The sequence below is a fragment of the Aeromonas tecta genome (genome assembly GCF_000820185.1).
Classification (GTDB): Bacteria; Pseudomonadota; Gammaproteobacteria; order Enterobacterales; family Aeromonadaceae; genus Aeromonas; species Aeromonas tecta.
Genome location: NZ_CDCA01000039.1, coordinates 175,512 through 199,369, shown reverse-complemented (window position 1 = coordinate 199,369; position 23,858 = coordinate 175,512). Strand labels below are relative to the sequence as shown.

The following is a 23,858-nucleotide window of genomic DNA, read 5'->3' as shown; positions in this document are numbered from 1 at the left end:
ATTGAGTCGGAGTTGAATCACAATCTTATGTTCAAGACCATCTTTACCTTTCTGCGGCAGCAGCTGCCGAAATTGAAACCCTCCTGGCCTCTGCTCGGTACGGTGCTCTGGGCCCTTGCCCTGATCCTGGTGTGGTGGCTCGGCCCTCGCCTCGAGATCCGGGAGGCCAAGCCGTTCGAACCGCTGTGGGGCCGGGTGGTATTCACCCTGCTCTGGCTCTGGCTGCTGCTGGGGGTGCTCTCCTGGCGCATGTGGCGCAAGATGCAACAGCTCAAGGCCGAGCGTCAGCATGAGGTCGTGCTGGAGCAGGATCCGGTAAAAGGACTCATCGATCGGCAGACGCTGTTTCTCAATCGCTGGTTGCAGGCCCTCAATGAGCACCTCGGCAAAGGGGCGCTCTACGCCATGCCCTGGTATCTGGTGCTGGGGTTGCCCGGCAGCGGCAAGAGCAGTCTGATCCACCGCGCCAACCCGGCCAACAAACTCAACCCGAGACTCGATACCGAACTCAGGGACGTGGCGCAGGATCAGCTGATCGACTGCTGGTTGGGGGAGCAGGCGGTGATGCTGGATCCCGCAGGTGAGCTATTGTCCCAATCCGAACCCGAGCTGGATCCGCTGGCGCGCAAGCACGAGCGACTCTGGCTGCATCTGCTGAACTGGCTCAGTGAGCACCGTCGTCGCCAGCCCCTCAACGGCCTGGTGCTGACGGTGGACTTGGCCTGGCTCTCCCACGCCAGTGTGGCCGAACGCAAGGCCTATGCCCAGCTGATGCGCTCGCGCCTGCAGGAGGTGTCGGCCACCATGAACACCCGGTTGCCGCTCTATGTCACCTTCACCAAGCTCGATCTGCTGCGTGGCTTCGACGTGGTGTATGAGCAACTCGACAAAGAGGCCCGCGAGGCTGTGTTGGGGGTGACCTTCAACCCGACCGATGGCGATGGCTGGCAGCAGGAGCTGGCTCAGTTCTGGGATCAGTGGGTGGACAACCTCAACCAGAACCTGCCCGAGCTGATGTTGGCCAGGCTCGATGCCGGTCAGCGCAGCGCGCTCTTCTCCTTCGTGCGCCAGCTGGCGGGCCTCAAGGATTATGTGACCAGCCTGCTCGACGAAACCCTGGCAATAGAGGAGAGCAAGCCGCTGCTGGTGCGCGGGGTCTATATCAGCTCCGTCTATCAGCAAGGGGTGCCGTTCGATGCGTTCGCCCAGGCGGCCTCCCGCCGCTACAACCTGCCAGAGCCCATTCACTCGGCCCTGCGCGGGGAGTCCAACACCTATTTCGTGCGAAAATTGTTCTCCGGCATCATCTTCCCCGAGGCCCATCTGGCCGGGGAAAACCGGCTTCATACCCTCTATCGCCGTCGCCGCATGACCATAGGTCTTGGCTGTCTGGCGCTGTTCTCGGCGGCGCTGATCGGCGGTTGGCACCATTTCTATCGGGTCAACGAAGAGGCCGGTCGCAACGTGCTGACCAAGGCCCAGGCCTTCACCAGTACCCGCGAGCTGACCGATGATCACGCCTTCGGGGTGAGCCAGCTGCCACGCCTGAACCTCATTCGCGAGGCGACCCTCTCCTTTGGCAACTACCGCGAACGTACCCCGCTGGTGGCCGATCTTGGCCTCTATCAGGGGGACGAGATCGGCCCCTACGTGGAAGGCTCTTACCTGCAACTGCTGAGTCTGCGCTTCTTGCCCGCCCAGATGCAGGGCCTGCTGGACGATCTTGAACAGGCACCGGCCGGCAGCGAGGAGAAGCTCTCCATCCTGAGGGTGATGCGGATGCTGGACGATGCCTCCGGTCGTAACAAGGAGCTGGTGGAGCAATACATGGCGAGCCGCTGGCAGAAGGCCTTCCCGGGTCAGGGGCCGGTGCAGGAGCAGCTGATGGGGCATCTGGACTACGCCCTGGCGCACACCGACTGGTATGGGGCCAGGGTGGCCAAGGATCAGGCCGCCATCACCGCCTTCGTGCCCTTCAAGGAGCCGGTGTACGGCGCCCAGCGCGAGCTTGGCAAGTTGCCCATGTATCAGCGGGTCTATCAGAACCTGGTAGTGAAAGCAGGGGATCAGTTGCCGCCGGATCTCAACGTGCGCGACGAGGTGGGGCCGACCTTCGACACCGTCTTTGCCCTGCGCAGTGAGCAGGCGGGGCAGGTACCACGCCTGCTGACCTGGCCTGGTTTCAGTGATTTCTTCCTCAAACAAGACAAAGCACTGATCGATCTCACTGCCATGGATGCCTGGGTGCTGGGTCAGCGCAAGCTGAGTCAGCTGAGCGAGGCGGATCGCAAGGAGATCACCCGCCAGGTCAATGAGCGCTATGTTACCGATTACGTCAACCAGTGGCAGAACCTGCTGACCAATCTGGACGTGCAGACCTTATCCAGTCCGGAGCAGGCGCTGGATGTGCTGACCGCCATCACCGGCAACGATCAACCGTTCCAGCGGGTCTTGGCTGCGCTCGATGACAACACCCGCATCCGCAAGCTTTCCGACGTGGAAGAGGATCCGGCCCAGGCCATCACCGCCCGTATCGGGCGTCCCTTCATGACAACCAACGCCGCACTGGCGGGCCGTGGTGAACAGGGGCCCCTCATCCAGGAGGTGAACCAGAAGCTGGTGGAGTTGCAGCACTATCTGGAGCTCATCGTCAACGCCACCGAGCCGGGCCAGTCTGCCTTGAAAGCGGTGCAACTGCGGTTGACCAACAAGTACGCCGACCCCGTGTTTGCGCTGCAGCAATATGCTCGCGGCCTGCCGGCGCCGCTGGATCGCTGGGTGGGGCAGCTCTCCGAGCAGAGCTCGCGGCTGGTGGTGGATCTGGCCATGTCTTCTCTGAATCAAGAGTGGCAGGACAAGGTGCTGGCCCCCTTCAACAGCCAGCTGGCGGGTCGCTACCCGTTCGAGCCGGGGTCGTCCAAGGACGTGCCGCTGTCCGAGATGGAGCGTTTCTTTGCACCGGGTGGCACCCTGGACAGCTTCTATCAGGTCAACCTCAAACCCATGGTGGAGAGCGGCCTGATGGAAGGGGAGCTCAGCTCGCCGATCCAGACCGAGCTGGTGAAACAGCTCGATCGCGCCGCCCGCATCCGCCAGATCTTCTTCAGCCAGCAGGGCAACCTGGAGGTGCAGTTTGCCTTGGAACCCATCGAGCTCACCGCCAACAAGCGGCGCAGCGTGCTGAACCTGGACGGCCAGTTGCTGGAATATGCCCACGGCCGGCGCACCAAGATCCCGCTGGTGTGGCCCAACACCATGCGTGACGGGGCCGAGAGCAAGATAACCCTGGTGCCGGCCGCCCGCGAGCGCTCCCCGCGCAGCGAAGGCTTCGTCGGCCCCTGGGCCATGTTCCGGCTGATGGACAAGGGGGAGCTGACCCAGGTCAACGAGGCCACCTTCGATGTGCGCTTCCCGGTGGATCAGGGCTCCATGACCTATCGCGTTTACACCGACAGCGCGCAGAACCCCTTCACCGGCGGCCTGTTCAGTCAGTTCAAGCTGCCCGAATCCCTCTATTGATGAAGCCGGGGGCATGCTTGCCCCCGCCGTTTTGGAAACAGCCATGTCAAACAACCAGCAAGGCCAGCAGGCACTGAAAGTGGGGCGCGACCCCAGGATGTTGCCGGAGTACGAGGCGCTGCGTGCCGAAATCAACAAGCTCAGCCATGCCTCCCGCCCCGAGGTGGACTGGCACCGGATCCATCAGCTCGCCAGCCAGATCTTCGAAAAACACGGCGTGGATCTGCAGACCGCCATCTATTTCACCCTGGCGCGCTCACGGCTGCAGGGCTTGAGCGGCTTCACCGAGGGTTGCGAGTTTTTGGCCAACCTCATCGTGACCCAGTGGGACAGCTTCTGGCCGCCGGTGCAGCAGGAGCGGGCCCGCATCGAAATGCTGGACTGGTTCATCGCCCGCATCAGCGACGTGATCCGCCAGTACCAGATCAGCCACGAGGACAAGCGGCTGGTCTATCGCTGCGAGCGGGCGCTGCAACTCATCAACGAGAAGCTGCACAACGCCGGCCTAAGTCGCATTCCCCGGGTCGAGAACCTGGTGCACTTCATCGAGGGTTACACCCATCTGTTCGATGAGGCCGAGATCGTCATCGTCTCCGATGAGCCTGGCCTCAAAGAGGAGCTGCAGATCCCGCCCATGGTGTTCTTCAAGGCCGACATGGAGCACGACGGAGCCTCGTCATCTTCCGCGGCGCAGCACCTGCCCCAGGGCAGCATATTGATCGGCCGCGAGAAGGGGCAGGTCAAACCGACGGTGCTCAAGATTGAGCAACACCGTCGACAGCGTCCCGCCTGGTTCTGGTTTGGCTGTGGCCTGCTCAGTTGCGCCCTGCCGGTGATGGCCTGGTTTGGCTGGCAACATCAGCAAGAGGCAAAGTTGCTGGCCGCCCAGCGTCTGCAACAACCCGCCACCGAGTTGCCGCGGGCACTCAGCTATGACGACATTCGCCAGGCCCGCATCGTGCTGGGGGAGCAGACCCTGCAAGGGATGGAGAGCGAGCTGGTGGCGCGTTATCAAGGCCAGCTTGCTCGCCTGGAGCAGTCTTCGCCCCTCGATGGTTACCGCTATGGCGAGGGGCTGCGTAGCTCGCTGCTGATGCTCTACCCCGATTCGCTGGCGGTGAAGGCGCTGGACAAGCAGTGGCAGAACGCGCTGGCCGGTCAGCAAGGGGAGCCCATCAGCGTGCCGACCTATCTGGATGCCCGCGCCGGAGTGGATGCCTTGCTCGATCAGCTGCTGGAGCTGGAGCGCCAGCGCAAGACGGTGACCATCTCCTACCTCAAGTCCCAGCTCTACGAGGTGCAGAAAAATCTGATGCAAAACATCCCGTTCAGCCTGCGCCTGAGTGAGCTCGAGGCGCGCAAGGCGGCTCAGGAGCCCATCACGGCGGCGGATCTCAAGGGGCTGGAGAACGACTTGAAGGCGCTCAATGTTCGTCTCTATCAGTTGCAGCAGGGCAATGTCGGCGGTTGAACGTGCCGACCCGCGCAAAAAATTGCGCAAAAGGCAGATAAATAAACTGCCTGATACACAATTTTTATTGTGTTTGTGCTGCTGCGGGCAAGTTGTTGCAGCCTGAACGGCTAACGTCCGAAAGCTAAAAGGTAATGCAATGATTTAAAAGCAGTTTATTAAATCATGGCGTTGGCATGGAGGCTGCTGAGTAGCCTCTCCAGCGGTTCCTCGGCTCAGGTTCACTCAGGTGGGCCTGGGCCATGGCAGGGGATGCGCCAAGGCGACCCTTTGCCCACACGGAGAATTCAGATGTGCCCCACGATTGCATTGCTCGGTGACATCGGCACCGACCACGAGGGCTTTCACCCCTCCCCGGTGATTGCCGCCAGCCCCAATGTGTTCCTCGATGGCAAGCCGGTGGCCCGTCAGGGGGATCCCCTGGCACCCCATGTCAAACCCAACAATCCTCCCCATCCGCGCAGCATCTCGGGGGGCGTCGGCTCTGTGCTGGTGAACGGCAAGCCCATCGCCGTGACCGGCACCGCCATCGGTTGCGGCGGCGTGGTCATAGGTTCGGGCAGCGGGCAGGCAGGATAAGGAGCCGACCATGGCAGACAGCACAGGATTACAATTTACCGTCAAGGTGGGGGCCCTGCCCGAGAACACCTTCGTGGTAGCCGAGTTTGCGCTGGAAGAGGCGCTCAACGGCCTCTTCCAGCTGAGACTGGAACTCGCTAGCCCCCAGCCGGACGTCGACTTTGGCGCCGTGCTGGACCAGCCCTGTGAGCTCTTGGTGTGGTACAACGGCGAGCTGCAGCGGCGGGTCTGTGGTGTGGTGAGCGACGCTGCCCAAGGGGACAGCGGCTTTCGCCGCACTCGCTACCAGCTGTTGGTGCAGCCGGCGCTATGGCGGCTGGGGCTTCGTCAGAATTCCCGCATCTTCCAGGCCCAGAAGCCGAACGAAATCCTCTCCATTTTGCTGCAAGAGCACGGCATCACCGACTACGCCTTCGCGCTCAAGAATGAGCACGCCAAGAGGGAATATTGCGTGCAGTATCGGGAGACGGACCTCGATTTTGTGAATCGGCTCGCCGCCGAAGAGGGGCTCTTCTACTTCCACGAATTCGAGCAGGGCAAGCATCGTATCGTTTTTGCCGACGATGCGGCGGCCCTGACCGCCGGCCCCGAGCTGTTCTTCAACCTCGGCAACCGCTCGCTGGAGCAGGGGCCCTATGTGCGCCAGTTCCACTATCGGGAAGCGGTGCGGACGTCGGATGTGGAGCTCAAAGACTACAGCTTCAAGACTCCGGCCTATGGCCTCTCTCACAAGAAGCTTGGCGCCGAACTCGAACATCAGCGAGATACCTACCAGCACTTCGACTCCCCGGGCCGCTACAAGCTGGACCCGAGTGGCAAGGCCTTTGCCCAGTATCGGCTCGACGCCCTGCGCAATGACGCGGTCACCGGCCAGGGCAAATCTAACTGCGCGGCCCTGCTGCCGGGTCAGTACTTTTCCCTCACCGAACACCCGAACGGCAGCCTCAATGCCGACTGGCAAATCGTGCGCATCAGTCATGTGGGCTCGCAGCCCCAGGCGCTGGAAGAGGAGGGAGGCAGCGGTCCGACTGTCTATCACAACGAATTCGGGGTGGTGAAGGCGAACACCAGTTGGCGCGCGCGCATCGGCAGTCCGGAAGCACCCCACAAGCCCATGGTAGACGGCCCGCAAATCGCCACCGTGGTGGGGCCGGAAGGGGAAGAGATCTACTGCGACGAGCACGGCCGGGTGAAGCTGCAATTCCCCTGGGACCGCTATGGCTCGAGTAACGATCAGAGCTCCTGCTGGGTGCGGGTGAGTCAGGGCTGGGCTGGCGGTCAGTACGGCATGATGGCTATCCCGCGCATCGGCCACGAGGTCATAGTGAGCTTCCTCGAAGGAGATCCGGACCAGCCGATCATCACCGGTCGCACCTATCACGCCACCAACCGTCCACCTTATGAATTGCCGGCCAACAAGACCCGCACCGTGCTGCGCACCGAGACGCACCAGGGGGAGGGCTTCAACGAGCTGCGCTTCGAAGATCAGGCGGGCAAGGAAGAGATCTATATCCACGGTCAGAAAGACCTGAATCTGCTGATTGAGAACGATGCGGCCTGGCACATCAAACACGATGAGCACCGGGACATCGACAATGAGCGGGTGACCCGCATCAAGGCCAATGACCATCTCACCGTGAACGGCGAAAAGCGGGATCACGTCAAGGGCGACTATTCGCTCACCGTGGATGCATCCCTGCACCAGAAGTTGGGGCAGTCCCTGCTGGTACAGGCGGGGCAGGAGGTGCATATCAAGGTGGGGGACAAGCTGGTGCTGGAGGCGGGGGCCGAGATCACCCTCAAGGGGGGCGGCAGCTTCGTCAAAGTCGACCCGAGCGGCATCAAGTTGGTGGGGCCCGCCATCAAGCTCAACGCAGGCGGCAGCGCGGGTTCCGGCTCCGGCTGGGCAGGCAAGGCCCCCGTGGAACCCAAGGCCGTGGAAGTGGTCAAGGCCCCCGATGCGGTGGAGCTGCTCAAGGCCGTTCCCACCGAAAAGGCGATGGAGGCGCTGCTCAAAGAGCAGGAGCCTGTAGAGAAGAAGCCCAAGGCCTTCTACCTCTTTTCTGAATAAGGACGCAGCATGAAGTTTGCATTTCCCATCCTCACCGCGGCAGGGGAAGAGTTTAAAGACGTCAAGGCATTGACTGCGTTGATCAAGGGTGAGAAGTCCGGTCATTATCTGCTCGGTAATCACAACAAGTGGCACGGTGGCATCCATATCAGCGACAAGAGTGCCCCCTGGTGCAAGGATAAATATCCCGTCAGAGCCATTGCCGATGGCAAGGTGGTGGCATTTCGGATGATGGAGGATTATCTGACCTCCGAATTCCAGGGCGAATCCCTGAGTTATTCCAACTGCTTCTGCCTGGTACAGCATGAATATTGTGAAATAAACCCCGAAACCAAGGCAAAAAACGAGTTCACCTTCTATTCGCTCTATATGCATCTGCTGCCATGGAGCCAATATCAGATCGCCGAAAAGTTGGTGCTGAAAAAGAACTGGAATGCGCGAAATTCCGCTCCCCATGCCAACCCTGATGAGGATCAGAAGCGTGCCGATGCGGCCTTGCCCCGCTTCGCGCTACCCAAGGATACCGAGCTCGAAATAGACAGCGACACCCCGTCGCAAAAAGGCATGGTAGGCGGCAAGGAGTATGACTTCATCAAGGTGACCATCAAGAGCCCGCTTTCAAGTACACAGCTCAAAGAGGGTGAGAAAGCGGGGGTATTGGCCAGCGAAGGGAGTTCGGTCTGGATAGCCAATAGTCCGGATGCCATCGGCGTTATTAAGCCCAATCTGCCAACCTGGCTATTTGATCAAATAGAAGCTGAGCTGCTGACCAATATGATTGGCCGTGCGGATCCTGGAGTTGATGGGCCTACAGGTCGTCCGGTTGTGGGAAAGAGAAGTGTTTCTCTGCCTGCCGGTACCAAGTTGCAGTATGATGCGCACCAACTCGAATTCCATTGGACTGGTGACAAGGCGCGCAAGATGGCCAGATGCAAATATGTGACGCCGAATATTGAAGGGTCGCCAGGTAGCTGTGGTGTCGCCTGGGTGTGCGTTGAAGACGAATATATCAAGGCAAATACGCTTCCCCCCTCCCATCTCGGCGAGCTCTATGTGTTGCCATCTCCCGTCGCCATCGCCGCGGGCGAGACAATAGGATACCTCGGCCTGGTGGAAACGCCGGGCTCCCTCATGGGGGGGAAAGAGAGCAAGCATCAGGTGCATCTCGAACTCTTCACGCAGGACTCCAGACTTGACGACGTGCTGGCCAACAAGGCGGGCACCAAGGGGGGCTCCACCTATGCCAAGGTGCCGGCGGATCTCGTCTTGCATGAGAAGAAAAAGCAGGACGGTAAAGATCAGTGGGTGGCGATCGGTGGCAAGAGTCTGGAGGAACTGGTTGAATCTCCCAAGATAGAGAAAGATGCGGCAAATCAGGAGTGGGCTGGCACCTCATCTGGTAAATATGTCAAGAAAGAGCAAGTCGAGCTACTGAGCCAGCACGACTGGCTGAAGATCGGCTTTAAAAAGGTCGATGGATCAGGTTCTGACGGCTATCTGGATCCCGATGCACCACCGACATTCTTCACCGATCTGGTTAACAGCTTCGATACTGACGAAAGCGGCGATCTCAACAGCGAAGAGATCCAGGCTGCCTTGCAAAACAGTGGTAATAGAGAGCAACTGAACAAGCTTATCGTCAAGCATCCTAGCGAATGGTATGAGAAATCTTCCGCCAGCAGTTATCTGTGGCTGGACAAGTTGATGGCTAAAATTGGCTTACCCGATTTTGACAAGTTGGTAGATCACGAGAAACAGCGCATCGATAAACTGGAATGGATGCAGAGTGCTACCAAGTTAAGACTTGATAAGGAAGTTTGGCATTTCTCACCATTGAGTATAATTGTAAATATTGAAGGCTCTGATTCATTGATAAATGTTGATGCGTTTGTTTATAAATATAAAGAAATGCATAGAGGGTTTGCAGAAGGCACTCCAATTCTATCTTCTCAATCAGAGAAAAATCTTAAAAAAATAATAATAAATATTAATAAATTCTATTCTGGTAACGATTCATACAAGGCCAATCTTTATCAATTGGCTTATATGTTAGCAACTGCTAGGCATGAGACATATCATTTCACCACTGGTGAGTATTTTAGTGAAAAGCCTGAAGTTGGCCCTGTTAGTTATTTTGATAAATATGACCCAATACTAGCGGACACTCCCGCGCGTAGAGAGCGAGCAAGGTCAAATGGAAATATAGATGAAGGTGATGGGTATAAATATCGAGGGCGAGGTTGCGTTCATTTAACATGGAAAAAAAACTATCAGAGAGCGAAAGACAATATTGGTGTTGATTTTATTAATTTCCCGGAGAAGGCAGCTGATTTTGATTATGCAGTATCTATTATGATATGGGGGATGGCAGATGGAGTATTTACTGGCGCATCTTTGAATGATCACATTAATCAGTCATCAGTGAATTATGTCTCTGCAAGAAAAATAATAAATGGTAGTGATGCTGCTGCGTTGATTGCATCGTATGCAGAGAAATTTCAATATATTTTAGAAGTGACATCTATAGCCTCAAAGGAATTTTGATATGTTACGTATAGCATTGTTATTTTTTGTATCTTTCGGGGCGCTCTCTCAAGAGATAAAATATAGTAAAGACGATAGCGAAGTCTACGTAATGGATAGTGGAATAAAGAAGTCATTTCATTTTAGTGATCTTAGCTCTGGTAATTCAGAGCGTTGGTTTGATTATTTTGATAATAGACCCGCAATTGTTAATGATAGTAATTCACTGGGTAGTTTTTCATCTTATGCAACATTAATATATCACAATGAGGACTTTTACATAGATTGTGTCTATGTTGATTTTAAAAGTAATAAAAATGGACTCCATGATAAAACTGGATTTTGCGGTCTAAATAAAAAAATAGATAATGGATATGATGGTGTTGATAACTTCATTATTTCATTCTCTGATAAAATATCCAGTCAGCTTAGTGCGATTGATACATCTCGTCTCATAAATGGTAAAAGTAATTATCTTTCTATAGTATCATATCGATATGAAAATAAAATTCTAAATAAAATATATGAAAGTAAGACATCTCTCCTAGCCGGTGATTATAATTACACAATGGCCTCTGAAAACGGCTGCAAGTTATATAAAAATTCCCCTTGGTTAATTTACAATAACAATGAAAAAAATCTTTTATTAAAGACAGAGCAGAAGGGAGATAACAGTATTTATTTAGTCAGCGCTAAAGCTAGCGTAGACAATAGTCTGTGTAGTAAATTCAAGCCTGTGACTGTTGGTTCTGAGAGGGCTTATATTTATAAAGATGGGAAAAAGACTTCATCATATTTAATTAGTGGTGATTTAATAAATTATCTCTATGATGATGAAAAAAGTCGCTTTTGTGAAGTTAGTTATATAAATAATAAAAACAAGAAAATAAATTATTTATTATTATGCACTGATATTAATTTTGGAGATAAGTAGTTAACGTAGCTTGTCTATATGTATTATCACCCAACACCGGCTTCAAGCCGGTGTTTTTATATAAGGGATTTAGCAGCAGCGGTCGCACACTGCCTTTCTAGCTCTTTCCCCTAAGCCTGATCGTCGATCTCGGTAATGTCGTGTCGACAGGAGTTTGTCAGAGGAGGGCTGTTTGAGGCTTACGCTAGACACGGCATCAGCAAGTTGGGTTGTAGGGGGGGATTAGGTTTGCTATTGGCGTTCAACAAATGTGATTAATTAATTGCTCCTCTATGTTGCAAGCTGCCTGTCTTTCTTTGTGCAGCACCCGCTCAGAAAATTGCGATCTCCGTCGCTAAAACGTCCAATATCAGCCGCAAGAAAATGATTCTGTGACAACGCTTTCATTTTGGGCAGTTCGTCATCTTAATAATCCGAAGTTTAAATGTTTTTAATTCCAGCTGAACAATTAATAACCCCTAATGGGTATTGGTCAGTTGAGAATGATTTTCGATAAGCTATTGCTGTATATGGTTTTTTTATTTTTCGTGATGAGTTTTCTCGGTGGCTAATGTCCCCTGACTTGATGGAGATCAACATAATGGCGGGGGAGGAGGCATAGCATTTCCGCAATTAAGCATTTGTCAAATAATGCTCACTGACGGGAATAAGACGAATGGTCGCGGATAACTTTTTATCGGCTCATGGAATTAATCGCCGTGATTTTATGAAACTGTGCGCCGGGATGGCCGCAACCCTGGGGTTAAGCCAAAATGCAGTGGCCAAGATGGCCACCGCACTCACCAGCCCCGAGCGGCCTCCGGTGATCTGGATAGGGGCTCAGGAGTGTACCGGTTGTACCGAATCGCTGCTGCGCTCAACCCACCCCACCATCGAGAACCTGATCCTCAATACCATCTCGCTCGAGTACCACGAGGTGCTCTCGGCGGCCTTTGGTCATCAGGCGGAAGAGAACAAGCACAACGCCATCGAACGCTATAAAGGCAAGTATGTGCTGGTGGTGGATGGCTCCATTCCGCTCAAGGATGGGGGCGTCTACTGCATGGTGGCCGGCGAGCCCATCGTCGATCATATCCGCCGCGCCGCGGCAGATGCGGCCGCCGTCATCGCCATCGGCTCCTGCTCCGCCTGGGGTGGGGTGCCCGCCAGCGGTGGCAACCCCACCGGTGCCGTCAGCCTGGAAGAGGCCCTCGGCAACATCGGTACCCCCATCATCAACATCCCGGGCTGCCCGCCCAATCCCCACAACTTCCTCACCACGGTCGCCTACTACATCACCTACGGCAAGCTGCCGGCACTTGATGCCAAGAAGCGGCCGCTGTTTGCCTATGAGCGGCTCATTCACGAGAACTGCGAGCGTCGCCCGCACTTCGATGCCGGCCGCTTTGCCAAGGAGTTTGGCGACGAAGGCCATCGCCAGGGTTGGTGTCTCTACCACCTCGGCTGCAAGGGACCGGAAACCTACGGCAACTGCTCGACCCTGGAGTTTTGCGACGTGGGGGGCGGCATCTGGCCGGTCGGCATCGGTCACCCCTGTTACGGCTGCAACGAGCAGGGGGTCGGTTTCAGCAAGGGGATCTTCCAGCTGGCCAAGGTGGAGAATCCCACTCCGCGGGTAGAAAAACCCGACGTGGCCATTCAGGAAGGGGGGCACATCACGCCGACCGCCAGTGGCCTTATCGGTGGCGCCCTCGGGGTGCTGGTCGGGGTGAGCCTGATGACGGTGCGTGAACTCGGTCGCCAGCAGAAGCGCCACGAAGCCGGGTCGAACGCGTCACGGGAGGAATGACCGTGAACAGACGCAACTTTCTCAAATTCGCCTCCGTCGGTGCATTGGCGGCGGGCACCACAGTGCCGGGCACGGCCCTGGCGGCTGCCAAGAACAAACCACCCATTCCCGGGTCGCTCGGCATGCTCTACGACTCTACCCTCTGCGTCGGTTGTCAGGCCTGCGTGGCCGAGTGCCAGCGACTCAACGGCAATGAGATCAATCCGGCCGGCGCGCAGACCTGGTCCAACAACGACAAGCTGACTCCCTACACCAACAACATCATTCAGGTGTGGAAGAGCGGGGCGGGGGTGCACAAGGATCAACTGGTGGATGGCTACGCCTACATCAAGAAGCAGTGCATGCACTGCGTCGATCCCAACTGTGTCTCCGTCTGTCCGGTGCAAGCCCTCAAGAAGGATCCCAAGACCGGCATCGTTCACTACGACCCGGATGTCTGCACCGGTTGTCGCTATTGCATGGTGGGCTGCCCGTTCGATGTGCCGAAATATGACTATGACAACCCGCTGGGGGCCATTCACAAGTGTGAGCTGTGCAACCAGAAGGGGCTCGAGCGCATCGATCAGGGCAAGCTGCCCGGCTGTGTCGAGGTCTGCCCCACCGGCGCCGTCATCTTCGGTACCCGCGAGGATCTGATGGCCGAGGCCAAGCGCCGTCTGCTGGCGACTCCCGGCAGCGAATATGTCTATCCGCGCCAGACCTTGAGTGCCAACGATCCCTACCGGCACCAGGTGCCTAACTATCAGCCCTATGTGTATGGCGAGAAAGAAGGGGGCGGCACCCAGGTGCTGGTGCTGGCCGGGGTGCCTTACACCAAGCTAGACATGCCTGACCTGCCGGAGCTCTCCTCCGGTGCCCGCTCCGAGCATATCCAACACACCCTCTACAAGGGGATGGTGCTGCCGCTGGTGGTGCTGACCGGTCTCTCGGTGCTTATTCGCCGCAACAGCAAGAAGAATGGCCACGACCACCATGATGACGAGGGCCATGGACTGGACAGTCGCAACGATCAGGGTTCGCTAAAGGGAGGCAAGGATCATGAGTAATCACAAGGCACACCCGCTTGGCGGCAAGCTGGTCAGCTGGCCGGTGCTGGTGCTGGCTCCCTTTGCCCTGCTGTGCGGTATGCTGATCTTGAAGCGCCTGATCTTCGGATTGGGCTCGGTCACGGATCTCAACGGGGGCTACCCCTGGGGGCTCTGGATCTCGTTCGATTTGCTGATCGGTACCGGTTTCGCCTGCGGCGGCTGGGCCCTGGCCTGGGCGGTGTATGTCTTCAATCGGGGCGAGTATCACCCGCTGGTGCGACCGGCGCTCCTGGCCAGCCTGTTTGGCTACTCCCTTGGCGGCCTCTCCATCACCATCGATGTGGGCCGTTATTGGAACCTGCCTTACTTCTACATTCCGGGTTTCTTCAACACCTCCTCTGTGCTGTTCGAGACGGCGGTCTGCATGACCATCTACATCGGGGTCATGGTGCTGGAGTTCGCCCCCGTGCTACTGGAGAAACTCGGCTGGAAGAGCACCATAGTGCGGCTCAACAAGATCATGTTCTTCATCCTGGCGCTCGGGGCCCTGCTGCCCACCATGCACCAGTCCTCCATGGGTTCCTTGATGATCGTCGCGGGGGAGAAGATCCATCCGCTCTGGCAGAGCTATGAGCTGCTGCCGGTCTTCTCCTTGCTGACCGCCTTCATCATGGGCTTCTCCATCGTCGTGTTTGAAGGGTCTTTGGTGCAGGCGGGACTGGCGGGGCGCGGCCCCAACGAGAAGCCGCTGTTCTACAAGCTGACTCAGGTGATCGACATCTTCCTGATCCTGTTCGTGGCGCTGCGCTTTGCCGAGATCGTCATCAACGACAAGTCGGAGTACCTCTCCCAGTTCAACCGCTACGCCGTGATGTTCTGGAGCGAGATCGCGCTGATGATCTTCCCGCTGCTGGTGTTCCATTGGGACAAGAGCCGCCGAGATTCCCGCATGTTGTTCCTGGGGGCCCTCAGCATGCTGCTGGGCGCCGCCCTCTGGCGACTGGATTACTCCCTGCTCGCCTTCAATCCAGGCAATGGCTATCACTACTTCCCCAGTGCCGAAGAGGTGCTGATCTCCCTTGGCTTCGTTGCCATTGAGGTCTGTGCCTATCTGCTGCTGATCCGGCTGTTGCCGGTGCTGCCATCGCTGGAACGTGTTCACCAAGATTATCAGGCCCGAGGGAAAGCCAACGTATGAGCCAACGTATCACCATAGACCCCATCACCCGTATCGAGGGTCACCTGCGTATCGACTGTGAAATCGAGGGTGGCGTTGTCACCAAGGCCTGGTCGTCCGGCACCATGTGGCGCGGGATGGAGGAGATCCTCAAGGGCAACGATCCACGCGACGCCTGGATGATAGTGCAGCGCATCTGCGGGGTCTGCACCTCCATCCACGCCATCGCCTCGGTGCGGGCGGTGGAGAACGCCATCGGCGCCGAGGTGCCGGTCAACGCGCAGTACATCCGCAACCTCATCATCGCGGCCCACAACATCCACGATCACATCGTCCACTTCTATCAGCTCTCCGCGCTGGACTGGGTGGACATCACCTCGGCCCTCGAGGCCAGCCCGCAGAAGGCGGCAGACATCCTCAAGGGGGTATCGACCTGGTCCCTCAACAGCGCAGCCGAACTGACCAAGGTGCAGGATAAGATCCGCGCCCTGGTGGCGAGCGGCCAGCTCGGCATCTTCGCCAACGGTTACTGGGGTCACAAGGCCATGAAGCTGAGCCCGGAGGTGAACCTCATCGCCGTGGCCCACTATCTGCAAGCCCTGGAGTGCCAGCGTGATGCCAACCGCATCGTCGCCATCCTGGGGGGCAAGACTCCCCACATCCAGAACCTGGCGGTGGGCGGCGTGGCCAACCCCATCAACCTGGACGCGCCGAGCGTGCTCAACCTCGAGCGTTTGCTTTATGTTAAGAGCTTTATCGACCGGCTCGGCGAGTTCATCGAGCAGGTCTACAAGGTGGATGCGGCCATCATCGCCGCCCACTACCCCGAATGGCTGGCGCTGGGGCAAGGGGCCAAACACTATCTGAGCGTGCCTGAGCTCCCCACCGACGCCAAGGGTGGCAGCTTCCTGATGCCGGGCGGCTACATCGAAAACGGCGATCTGGCGAATTATCGCCCCATCGAGAGTCACCAGGATACCTGGCTGATGGACGGCATCGCCGAGAGCAACAAGCACGCCTGGTACAAGGATGACGAGCCGCTCAAGCCCTGGGAGGGCAAGACAGAGCCGAACTACACCGGCTGGCAGGATGACGGCAAGTACTCCTGGGTCAAATCTCCCACCTTCTACGGCAAGGTGGTCGAGGTGGGGCCGCTCGCCGACTTGCTGGTGAAACTGGCGGCCAAGCACCCGGGGACTGTGACGCACTTCGAGCAGCTCGGTGGCCTCTATCAGGCCCTCACTGGCTCGTCCATCAAGACAGAGCAACTGCACTCCACCCTGGGCCGCATCATCGGCCGGGCGGTGCGCTGCTGCGTGCTCAAAGATACCTTGTCCCATCAGTGGCAGGCGCTCATCGACAACATCGGCAAGGGCGATGTGACCGCCTACATCAAGGCCGAGATCCCGGCGGACAAGGAGTTTCGTGGGGTGGGCTTCGAGGAGGCGCCGCGCGGCATGCTCTCCCATTGGGTGGTCATCAAGGGCGGCAAGATTGAGAACTACCAGGCGGTGGTGCCCTCCACCTGGAACTCGGGCCCGCGCAACTTCAACGACGAGCCCGGCCCCTATGAGCAGGCCCTGGTCGGCACCCCGGTGGCGGATCCCGCCAAGCCGCTGGAGGTGGTGCGCACCATCCACTCGTTCGATCCCTGCATGTCCTGCGCGGTGCACGTGGTGGATACCCAGAATGGCGAAGTGACCCAGGTGAAGGTGCTGTGATGAACACCCTGATCCTGGGGGTCGGCAACCTGCTGCTGAGCGATGAGGCCGTCGGGGTGCGCCTCGTCGAGGCGCTGGAGCGCGAATACCGTTTCGCCCCCGGTATCGAGTTGCTGGACGGCGGCACCGCTGGCATGGAGCTGCTGGAAGCCATGGCGAGCCGCGACCACATCATACTGGCGGATGCGGTGCGCAGCGGCAATCCGCCTGGCACCGTCGTTACCCTGCGAGGCGAGGAGATCCCGGCGCTGTTTGGCCGCAAGATCTCCCCCCATCAGCTGGGGCTGGCGGACGTGCTGTCGGCGCTATTGATGACGGGAGAGTCGCCCAAACGGCTGACTCTTATTGGCGTCGAACCCTTGTCTCTCGAGCCCCGCATCGGTCTCACCCCAGTGGTGGAAGCGGCGATGGGGGAGGCGAAGGCGCGGATCTTGACCCTGCTGGCCGAGCTTGGCTGCCCGGCCATCCCCCTTTCCGAACAAGAGCGGGCCGAGCAAGCACAGGAGGCCCCATGGCGCAATCTCATTTGAGTGAGCAGCAGAATATTGCGCTAGAAACAGAGCATAAAATAGCGCAAAAGCGAGCTGGTTTTGCAACCAACCCAGCACCTCTGCTGGTGTCCCAATATGAGCGCATCGCTCGCGAGCAGATGTGCGAGCTGCCCTTCTACCACCCCGGCATGCCAGTCCTGGCCGAGTGCGACCTGTATGAGGAGCAGTGGCTGGGGGTGGCACTTACCCCCTGGATGCTGAGCGTGGTGGTGCTGCCTGGGCCGGATCAGTGCTGGCCGGATCGCGGCAACGAACGCATTGCCCTGGCGCTGCCCTGCGGCAACCTGACCTTTATGGTGGGGGACTTGCCCGAGACGGGGCAGCTGCTTTCTTGCTCCCTGATGTCGCCGCTCGATCCCCATTTGGACGGCAAAGAGGGGGCTGCGCTGGTGAGCGCCGTGCTCAAAATGCTGCTCTCCCTGCCGATCAAACAAGGGGAAGGGACAGTGGATCTGGGCCGCAGGCGGCTGTTTGGCGCCACTACGCGTTAGTTTGCCAACCTTGGCAACAAAGAGATGGGGCCCTTTCGGCCCCACATTCGCTTCTATTGAAAGCCACTTTCCCATGCAAAGTGGTGAAGAGAGACGAGGACATTGATGACCATTCACCCCCTTGGGGCTGCCGCGCTGCTGGCCCTCTCGATGGGCGCCGGCATGCCAAGTGCCACCGCCCAGCCCGTGCCTGCCGAGCTCAAGCTCGCCATCGGCAGCGAACCCACCGAGGGGTTCGATCCTCTGCTCGGCTGGAGCCACGGCAGTTATCTGCTGCTGCACAGCCCGCTGCTCAAGCAGAAGGCGGATCTCGGTTGGGACAACCTGCTGACCGAATCGGTGGTGCCGAGCGAGGATGGCAAGGGCTGGCTCATCACCCTCAAGCCAGACCTGAAGTTCTCCAACGGCGCGCCGCTTGATGCCTCCGACGTGGCCTTTACCTATAACAGCGCGGTCAAGGGCGGCGGCAAGATTGACATGGGCAACTTCGTCGATGCCAGGGTTCTGTCCCCGTTGGAGGTGGCCATCTCCTTGAGCGCCCCCCAGAGCACCTTCGTCAACGTGCTGGGCTCTTTGGGCATCGTCTCGGCGAAGGATTACGATCCCAAGCGCTACGCTCGCCAGCCCATCGGCGCCGGCCCTTACCGGTTGGTGAGCTTCCTGCCCGGCCAGCAACTGGTGGTGGAGGCCAACCCCTATTACGCCGGTGGCAGCAACGACTTCAAGCGGTTGGTGTTTGTCTTTATCGACGAAGAGAGTGCCTATGCCGCGGCCCAAAGCAATCAGCTCGACGTGGTGCGCATCGCTCCCTCCCTGGCGCCCACCGTACCTGCGTCACTGAAACTCTGGGTGCGGCCGAGCGTGGAGAATCGCGGCATCGTCTTCCCCATCCCGCCCGCCGGTCATAAGGATGCCAAGGGCAACCCCATCGGCAACGACATCACCTCGGATGTGGCGGTGCGCCGCGCCATCAACTACGCCATCGACCGCAAGTTGCTGGCGGATCAACTGCTGGAAGGCCATGCCATTCCCGCCTACAGCGCGGTGCAGGGGCTGCCCTGGTATAACCCCAAGGTCGCCTTCAAGGACGGGGACGCCGCTCATGCCAATGCCTTGCTCGAGCAGGCAGGCTGGAAGATGGGCAGCGACGGCGTGCGCCACAAGGGAGAGCTGCGCGCCGCCTTCACCCTCTGGTACACCAGCGGGGACAGCACCCGGCGGGATCTGGCCGAAGCGGTACGGGCCATGCTCAAACCCATTGGTCTGGATGTGAGCCTCAAATCCGGCAGCTGGGAGCAGGTGGAGCGGGAGATGCACGCCAACCCGGTGCTGATGGGCTGGGGGAGTCTGGATCCCATGGAGCTCTATCACCACTACCAGAGCGGCGCCGCCGGGGTCGAGTTCTACAACCCGGGTTACTACCGCAATGCCGCCGTGGATGCCCACCTCAAGCAAGCGCTGGATGCCCCCAACTGGCAGGCGGCCGTGCCGTTCTGGCAGCAGGTCGAGTGGGACGGCAAGGCCGGGGCAGGGGTGCAGGGGGATGCCGCCTGGGCCTGGCTGCTCAATGTGCAGCACAGCTATCTGGCCAACGCCTGTGTCGACTTGGGCAAGGGGGCGCCGGAGATCCACGGTAGCTGGTCACTGCTGAACAACCTGCAAGCGTGGCGGTGGACGTGCCGTTAAGCGCAAACCGCTGGATGATTGCCAAGACAATGGGCAAGGCCCTGCTGCGTCTGGCAGGGCTGCTCGCCCTGGTGTCGCTCGCCACCTTCGTGCTGCTGAGCTACTCCCCCATCGATCCCATCAAGGCCTATATCGGTAACGATCTGCTGCACGTGCCGCCCGCGCAATACGCCAGGATCGCTGCCCGCTGGGGGCTGGATCAGCCGCTATGGCTGCGCTACTGGCACTGGTTCGGCCGGGTGCTGCAGGGGGATCTCGGTTACTCCATGCTCTACAACGCGCCGGTCGCCGAGGTGATTGGCCAGCGTTTTGCCGCCTCTTTTGCGCTGCTGGCGGGGGCCTGGCTGCTGTCTGGCAGCCTCGGCGTGCTGCTGGGGCTGTACGCCGGGCGTTATCTCAACCGCTGGCCGGACAGGCTCATCTGCCGCCTCGCTTACCTGCTCGCCTCCCTGCCCACTTTCTGGGTCGGCCTGTTGCTGCTCGCGATCTTTGCGGTGCACTGGCCGCTGTTGCCGGTCTGCTGCGCCTGGGAACCGGGCCTCGATGCCGACCAGGTGGATTGGGTCATGCGGGCACGCCATCTGGTGCTGCCGGTGGCGACCCTGGCCCTGCTCGGGATGGGCAACATAGCACTGCACACCCGGGGGCGGGTGGCCGAGGTGCTGGCAAGCGACTTTATTCGCTACGCCCGCGCCCAGGGGGACGGCGGTTGGCCCATGCTGCGCTTTCACGTATTGCGCCACGCCCTGACTCCGGCGCTCTGTCTGCAGTTTGCCTCCCTTGGCGAGCTCATCGGCGGCTCCTTGCTGGCGGAGAAGGTGTTCGCCTATCCGGGGCTGGGGCAGGCGACCGTGGATGCGGGGCTGCGCGGCGACATTCCCCTGCTGATGGGCATAGTGCTGTTCTGCACCCTGCTGGTCTTTTTGGGCAACAGCATGGCCAGCGGGTTGCTGGCCCGCATCAATCAGGGTTGGGAGGGGCATCATGCTGTTTAATCCGCTGCCGTCACTGCTGCGACTCGGCTTTGCACTGATCTGCCTGATCTTGCTGGCCTGCTATGGCTGGAGCCTGTCGGCGCAAGACGTGCCCATGGATCTGCTGGCCCGCCATCAGGCTCCCTCCATGCTGCACTGGTTTGGCACCGATCAGATGGGGCGGGATCTGTGGCAGCGCGCCTTCCAGGGTACCCTCACCAGCCTGGATCTCGGTGTCAGCACGGCGCTGTGCAGCGGCCTGCTGGCCATGCTGGCCGCCAGCCTCTGTCTGGTGCATCCCAGATGTGACAGCGCGGTGCGTCTGGTCATCGACGCCATGCTGGCGCTGCCCCACATGCTGCTGCTGATCCTTATCTGCTTCACCCTGGGGGGCGGCATGCGCGGGGTGATCCTGGCGGTGGCGCTCACCCATTGGCCCAAGCTCGCGCTGATCCTGCGGGCCGAGGCGAGGCGTATCGCCTGCAGCGACTACGTGGTGCTGGCCCGCTGTCAGGGCATGGGGCCACTGCGCCGTTGGCGCACCCATTTGCTACCCGGCTTGCTGCCCCAGTGGTTTATCGGCACGCTATTGATGTTTCCCCATGCGGTGCTGCACAGCGCCGCGCTAAGTTTTCTGGGCTTTGGTCTGGCGGCCCACGAGGCGTCGCTGGGCTTGCTGCTGGCCGATGCCCTGCGCTATCTGGCGGGTGGCGGGTGGTGGCTGGCGCTCTTCCCCGGTCTGATGTTGCTGTTGCTGGTGCTGCTGTTTGATCAGGCGACTCGCGCCCTGCAGCAGCTGTGGTTTGGGAGCAATGAAAGATGTTGAGCTTCGAGAAGGTCACCATAGAGGCGGCTCGCTATAACTGGCTGGGTCGCCGCCGCTGGCAGCCCTTGCTCAGCGACATCAACCTGCAACTGGCCCCCGGCGAGATAGTGGCGCTGGTGGGGGGCAGCGGCGAGGGCAAGAGTCTGCTGCTGCAAAGTGCCCTCAGCCTGCTGCCGGACAACCTGCGCATGAGAGGCACTATTACTCTTGACGGTATGCCTCTGTGCGATGAGGGACGGGCCCGGCTGCGCGGTCACACCCTCTGCCACGTGCCGCAGGGGGTCAGTGCGCTGAATCCCTTGTTGACGGTGGAGCGCCAGCTCGGTCGCGCCGCCCGCCTCTGCGGCCAGAGTGGTTCGCGCGAGCAGCTCAGCCAGCAATTGCTGAGATACCAGCTGCCCCCAGCGACCCTGGTGCAGTATCCCCGCCAGCTCTCCGGCGGCATGGCGAAACGGATCCTGGCCTGCGCCGCCGCGCTCAGTGGCGCGCGCTTCATTCTGGCGGACGAGACCACCGCCTGGCTCGATGAGCCACTGGCCTGCCAACTGCTCACCCAGCTTCGCGAGCTCGCTCATCAGGGCAGTGGCATCCTCTGGGTTACCCATGACTTGGCACTGGCAGCGCGCTTTGCCGATCGCATCGTCGCGCTCCATCAGGGGCGGGTGAGCGATAGCCTGAGCAGCCAGCAGCTGCGGGCGGGGCAGGGCAGCGCCATGCTGCGGGCCCAGTGGCAGGCGCTGCCGGAGTTTCATCCGCTGTTCCCTGTCAGAGCGGAGGTGTGCTGATGTTCGAGGTACAGGATCTGGCTATTCACCAGGGAGAGCGCCCCCTCTGGCAGGGCTTGAGTCTGAATATCAAGGCGGGGGAGCGGCTCGGCCTCTCGGCGCCAAGCGGCCATGGTAAGACCACCTTGGGGCGGGTATTGGCGGGTTGGCAACCGGCAGGGGGAAGCGGAAAAGTCTTGCTCGATGGCGCCCCTTTGCTCCCCCGGGGCTACAACCCGGTGCAACTGATCCCCCAGCATCCAGAGCTCTGCTTCAACCCCTATCGCAGCACCGGTCAGGCGCTGTGGGATGTCTGGCGCCCGGATGACGCCATGCTGGCGCGTTTTCTGGTCAAGCCTGAGTGGTTGTCTCGCAAGCCGGGCCAGCTCTCTGGCGGCGAGCTGGCCCGCATCGCTCTGCTGCGGGCGCTGGATCCCCGTACCAGCTTGCTTATCGCCGACGAGGTGACCGCCCAACTCGATCCCCGCATCCAGCGCCAGCTCTGGAACGAGCTGATGAGGGAATGCGACACGCGGGGGCTTGGCATATTGGTGTTCAGCCACCAGCAGGCGCTGTTGCAACAGGTGTGTCATCGCGTGATCCACTTCGGTGAGGGGCACAGTGAGCAGGTGTTGAGGGTCAGCAGTGCGGCCTGAGGGTTGTGGCTCTCCCCCTCATCCCCAGCCCTTCTCCCGCGAGGGGAGAAGGGAGAAAATTGCGCCATTCCCGTTGAGCCGCTGGCTTCGGAATCCATACAGACTCTCGTGATCAGCACAGATTCGGGGGCATGCTGTCGGTACCCACGAATGGATTCCCTCTCCCTGGGGAGAGGGCCAGGGTGAGGGGATCGGGGTGTGTGACATTGATGGTCATAACCCTGCCAAGGCGACGAAAATAAAAAAGAGGGAGGCCGATGCCTCCCTCTCTTATTTCATCAACATACCCAGCACCTTGGTGGTGTGTAGGTTCGATTGGCGCAGCCTAATCGGCCCTTGGCGATCAGGCGCTCGCCAACCAGTTGAGCCAGGCATCCATCCCTTCCCCCGTGGTGGCGCTCAGCTGGATCACCTGGATATAGGGATTGACCCGCTTGGCATTCTCGATGCAGCGTTCGACGTCAAAGCTCACATGGGGCAACAAGTCCGTCTTGTTGATGATCATCAGCTGGGCGGCGGCGAACATGTCAGGGTATTTGAGCGGTTTTTCTTCACCCTCGGTGACCGAGAGGATGGCGACCTTGTACTTCTCGCCGAGATCGAAGCTGGCGGGGCAGACCAGGTTGCCGACGTTCTCGATAAAGAGGATGCCCCCTTCCTGCACGATCAGCTGGTGACAGGCGTCGTGCACCATCTTGGCATCCAGGTGGCAGCCCTTGCCGGTATTGATCTGGATGGCGGGCACCCCGGTGGCACGGATGCGATCCGCATCCGCACTGGTCTGCTGATCCCCCTCGATGACAGCGCAAGGACGCTGGCCTTCGAGGCGGCGCAGGGTCTCGCACAGCAAGGTGGTCTTGCCCGAGCCAGGGCTCGATACCAAGTTCAACACCAGCTGGCAGGCGGCCTCGAAGTGATCGCGGTTGTGGACGGCAAGGGCATTGTTCTTGGCCAGCACATCCATCTCGATGGCGATCAGCTGACGCTGGCCCATGCCCGGCACTGACAGCCCCGCTTCTCCCTTGCCGTAATGCAGTTCACCCTGCCGATCTTGATGGCCATGGGAATGGGCGTGATGATGCTCATGCTCATGCTCAT

The 23,858-nt window shown here is 59.3% G+C and carries 18 protein-coding genes; 17 read left to right on the top strand and 1 reads right to left on the bottom strand.

Annotation, left to right across the window (positions count from 1 at the left end):
- The first annotated feature begins 27 nt into the window (after positions 1 to 27).
- The 17 genes from tssM (at position 28) to BN1137_RS18985 (ending at position 22,760) form a co-directional block, all read left to right on the top strand.
- A complete protein-coding gene (gene tssM, locus BN1137_RS19060) occupies positions 28 to 3,519 on the top strand; it encodes a type VI secretion system membrane subunit TssM (protein WP_050720101.1) in 3,492 nt (1,163 codons plus the stop codon).
- Between the two features lie 43 nt (positions 3,520 to 3,562).
- Positions 3,563 to 4,990, top strand: coding sequence for a VasL domain-containing protein (locus BN1137_RS19055; RefSeq protein ID WP_050720100.1), 1,428 nt, complete (start codon positions 3,563 to 3,565; stop codon positions 4,988 to 4,990).
- 291 nt (positions 4,991 to 5,281) lie between these two features.
- On the top strand, positions 5,282 to 5,569 hold the full coding sequence (locus BN1137_RS19050; protein WP_050720099.1) for a type VI secretion system PAAR protein: 288 nt from the start codon (positions 5,282 to 5,284) through the stop codon (positions 5,567 to 5,569).
- 10 nt (positions 5,570 to 5,579) lie between these two features.
- On the top strand, positions 5,580 to 7,640 hold the full coding sequence (gene tssI / locus BN1137_RS19045) for a type VI secretion system Vgr family protein (protein WP_050720098.1): 2,061 nt from the start codon (positions 5,580 to 5,582) through the stop codon (positions 7,638 to 7,640).
- A gap of 9 nt (positions 7,641 to 7,649) precedes the next feature.
- Positions 7,650 to 10,184, top strand: coding sequence for a hypothetical protein (locus BN1137_RS19040; RefSeq protein WP_050720097.1), 2,535 nt, complete (start codon positions 7,650 to 7,652; stop codon positions 10,182 to 10,184).
- 1 nt (position 10,185) lies between these two features.
- Entirely contained in the window at positions 10,186 to 11,097 is a 912-nt protein-coding gene (locus BN1137_RS22615; RefSeq protein WP_157433843.1) for a hypothetical protein, read from the top strand.
- 655 nt (positions 11,098 to 11,752) lie between these two features.
- Positions 11,753 to 12,886, top strand: a complete 1,134-nt coding sequence (hybO, locus tag BN1137_RS19035; protein WP_050720096.1) for a hydrogenase 2 small subunit — start codon at positions 11,753 to 11,755, stop codon at positions 12,884 to 12,886.
- A complete protein-coding gene (hybA, locus tag BN1137_RS19030; RefSeq protein ID WP_232306971.1) occupies positions 12,883 to 13,932 on the top strand; it encodes a hydrogenase 2 operon protein HybA in 1,050 nt (349 codons plus the stop codon). Before hybO ends, hybA begins: the two co-directional genes overlap by 4 nt.
- On the top strand, positions 13,925 to 15,112 hold the full coding sequence (hybB, locus tag BN1137_RS19025) for a Ni/Fe-hydrogenase cytochrome b subunit (protein ID WP_050720095.1): 1,188 nt from the start codon (positions 13,925 to 13,927) through the stop codon (positions 15,110 to 15,112). The genes hybA and hybB overlap by 8 nt, the downstream gene beginning before the upstream one ends.
- Complete coding sequence (gene hybC, locus BN1137_RS19020) at positions 15,109 to 16,812, top strand: hydrogenase 2 large subunit (protein ID WP_050720094.1); 1,704 nt, start codon at positions 15,109 to 15,111, stop codon at positions 16,810 to 16,812. The genes hybB and hybC overlap by 4 nt, the downstream gene beginning before the upstream one ends.
- Entirely contained in the window at positions 16,812 to 17,342 is a 531-nt protein-coding gene (locus BN1137_RS19015; protein ID WP_050720093.1) for a HyaD/HybD family hydrogenase maturation endopeptidase, read from the top strand. Before hybC ends, BN1137_RS19015 begins: the two co-directional genes overlap by 1 nt.
- Positions 17,324 to 17,854, top strand: a complete 531-nt coding sequence (gene hybE, locus BN1137_RS19010; RefSeq protein WP_050720092.1) for a hydrogenase-2 assembly chaperone — start codon at positions 17,324 to 17,326, stop codon at positions 17,852 to 17,854. The genes BN1137_RS19015 and hybE overlap by 19 nt, the downstream gene beginning before the upstream one ends.
- Positions 17,855 to 17,959: 105 nt before the next feature.
- Positions 17,960 to 19,540 (top strand): ABC transporter substrate-binding protein, encoded by a 1,581-nt coding sequence (locus tag BN1137_RS19005; RefSeq protein ID WP_050720091.1) that lies wholly within the window; start codon positions 17,960 to 17,962, stop codon positions 19,538 to 19,540.
- Positions 19,525 to 20,535 (top strand): ABC transporter permease, encoded by a 1,011-nt coding sequence (locus BN1137_RS19000; RefSeq protein WP_083443489.1) that lies wholly within the window; start codon positions 19,525 to 19,527, stop codon positions 20,533 to 20,535. The genes BN1137_RS19005 and BN1137_RS19000 overlap by 16 nt, the downstream gene beginning before the upstream one ends.
- The gene (locus tag BN1137_RS18995) at positions 20,525 to 21,340 is read left to right on the top strand and encodes an ABC transporter permease (RefSeq protein ID WP_050720089.1); all 816 of its coding nucleotides are present in this window, start codon (positions 20,525 to 20,527) and stop codon (positions 21,338 to 21,340) included. The genes BN1137_RS19000 and BN1137_RS18995 overlap by 11 nt, the downstream gene beginning before the upstream one ends.
- A complete protein-coding gene (locus tag BN1137_RS18990) occupies positions 21,334 to 22,125 on the top strand; it encodes an ATP-binding cassette domain-containing protein (RefSeq protein WP_050720088.1) in 792 nt (263 codons plus the stop codon). Before BN1137_RS18995 ends, BN1137_RS18990 begins: the two co-directional genes overlap by 7 nt.
- Complete coding sequence (locus tag BN1137_RS18985) at positions 22,125 to 22,760, top strand: ATP-binding cassette domain-containing protein (RefSeq protein WP_050720087.1); 636 nt, start codon at positions 22,125 to 22,127, stop codon at positions 22,758 to 22,760. Before BN1137_RS18990 ends, BN1137_RS18985 begins: the two co-directional genes overlap by 1 nt.
- A gap of 343 nt (positions 22,761 to 23,103) precedes the next feature.
- On the opposite strand, the gene hypB is transcribed toward BN1137_RS18985, so the two are convergent.
- Positions 23,104 to 23,769, bottom strand: coding sequence for a hydrogenase nickel incorporation protein HypB (gene hypB / locus BN1137_RS18980; protein WP_332309867.1), 666 nt, complete (start codon positions 23,767 to 23,769; stop codon positions 23,104 to 23,106).
- Positions 23,770 to 23,858: the final 89 nt, after the last annotated feature.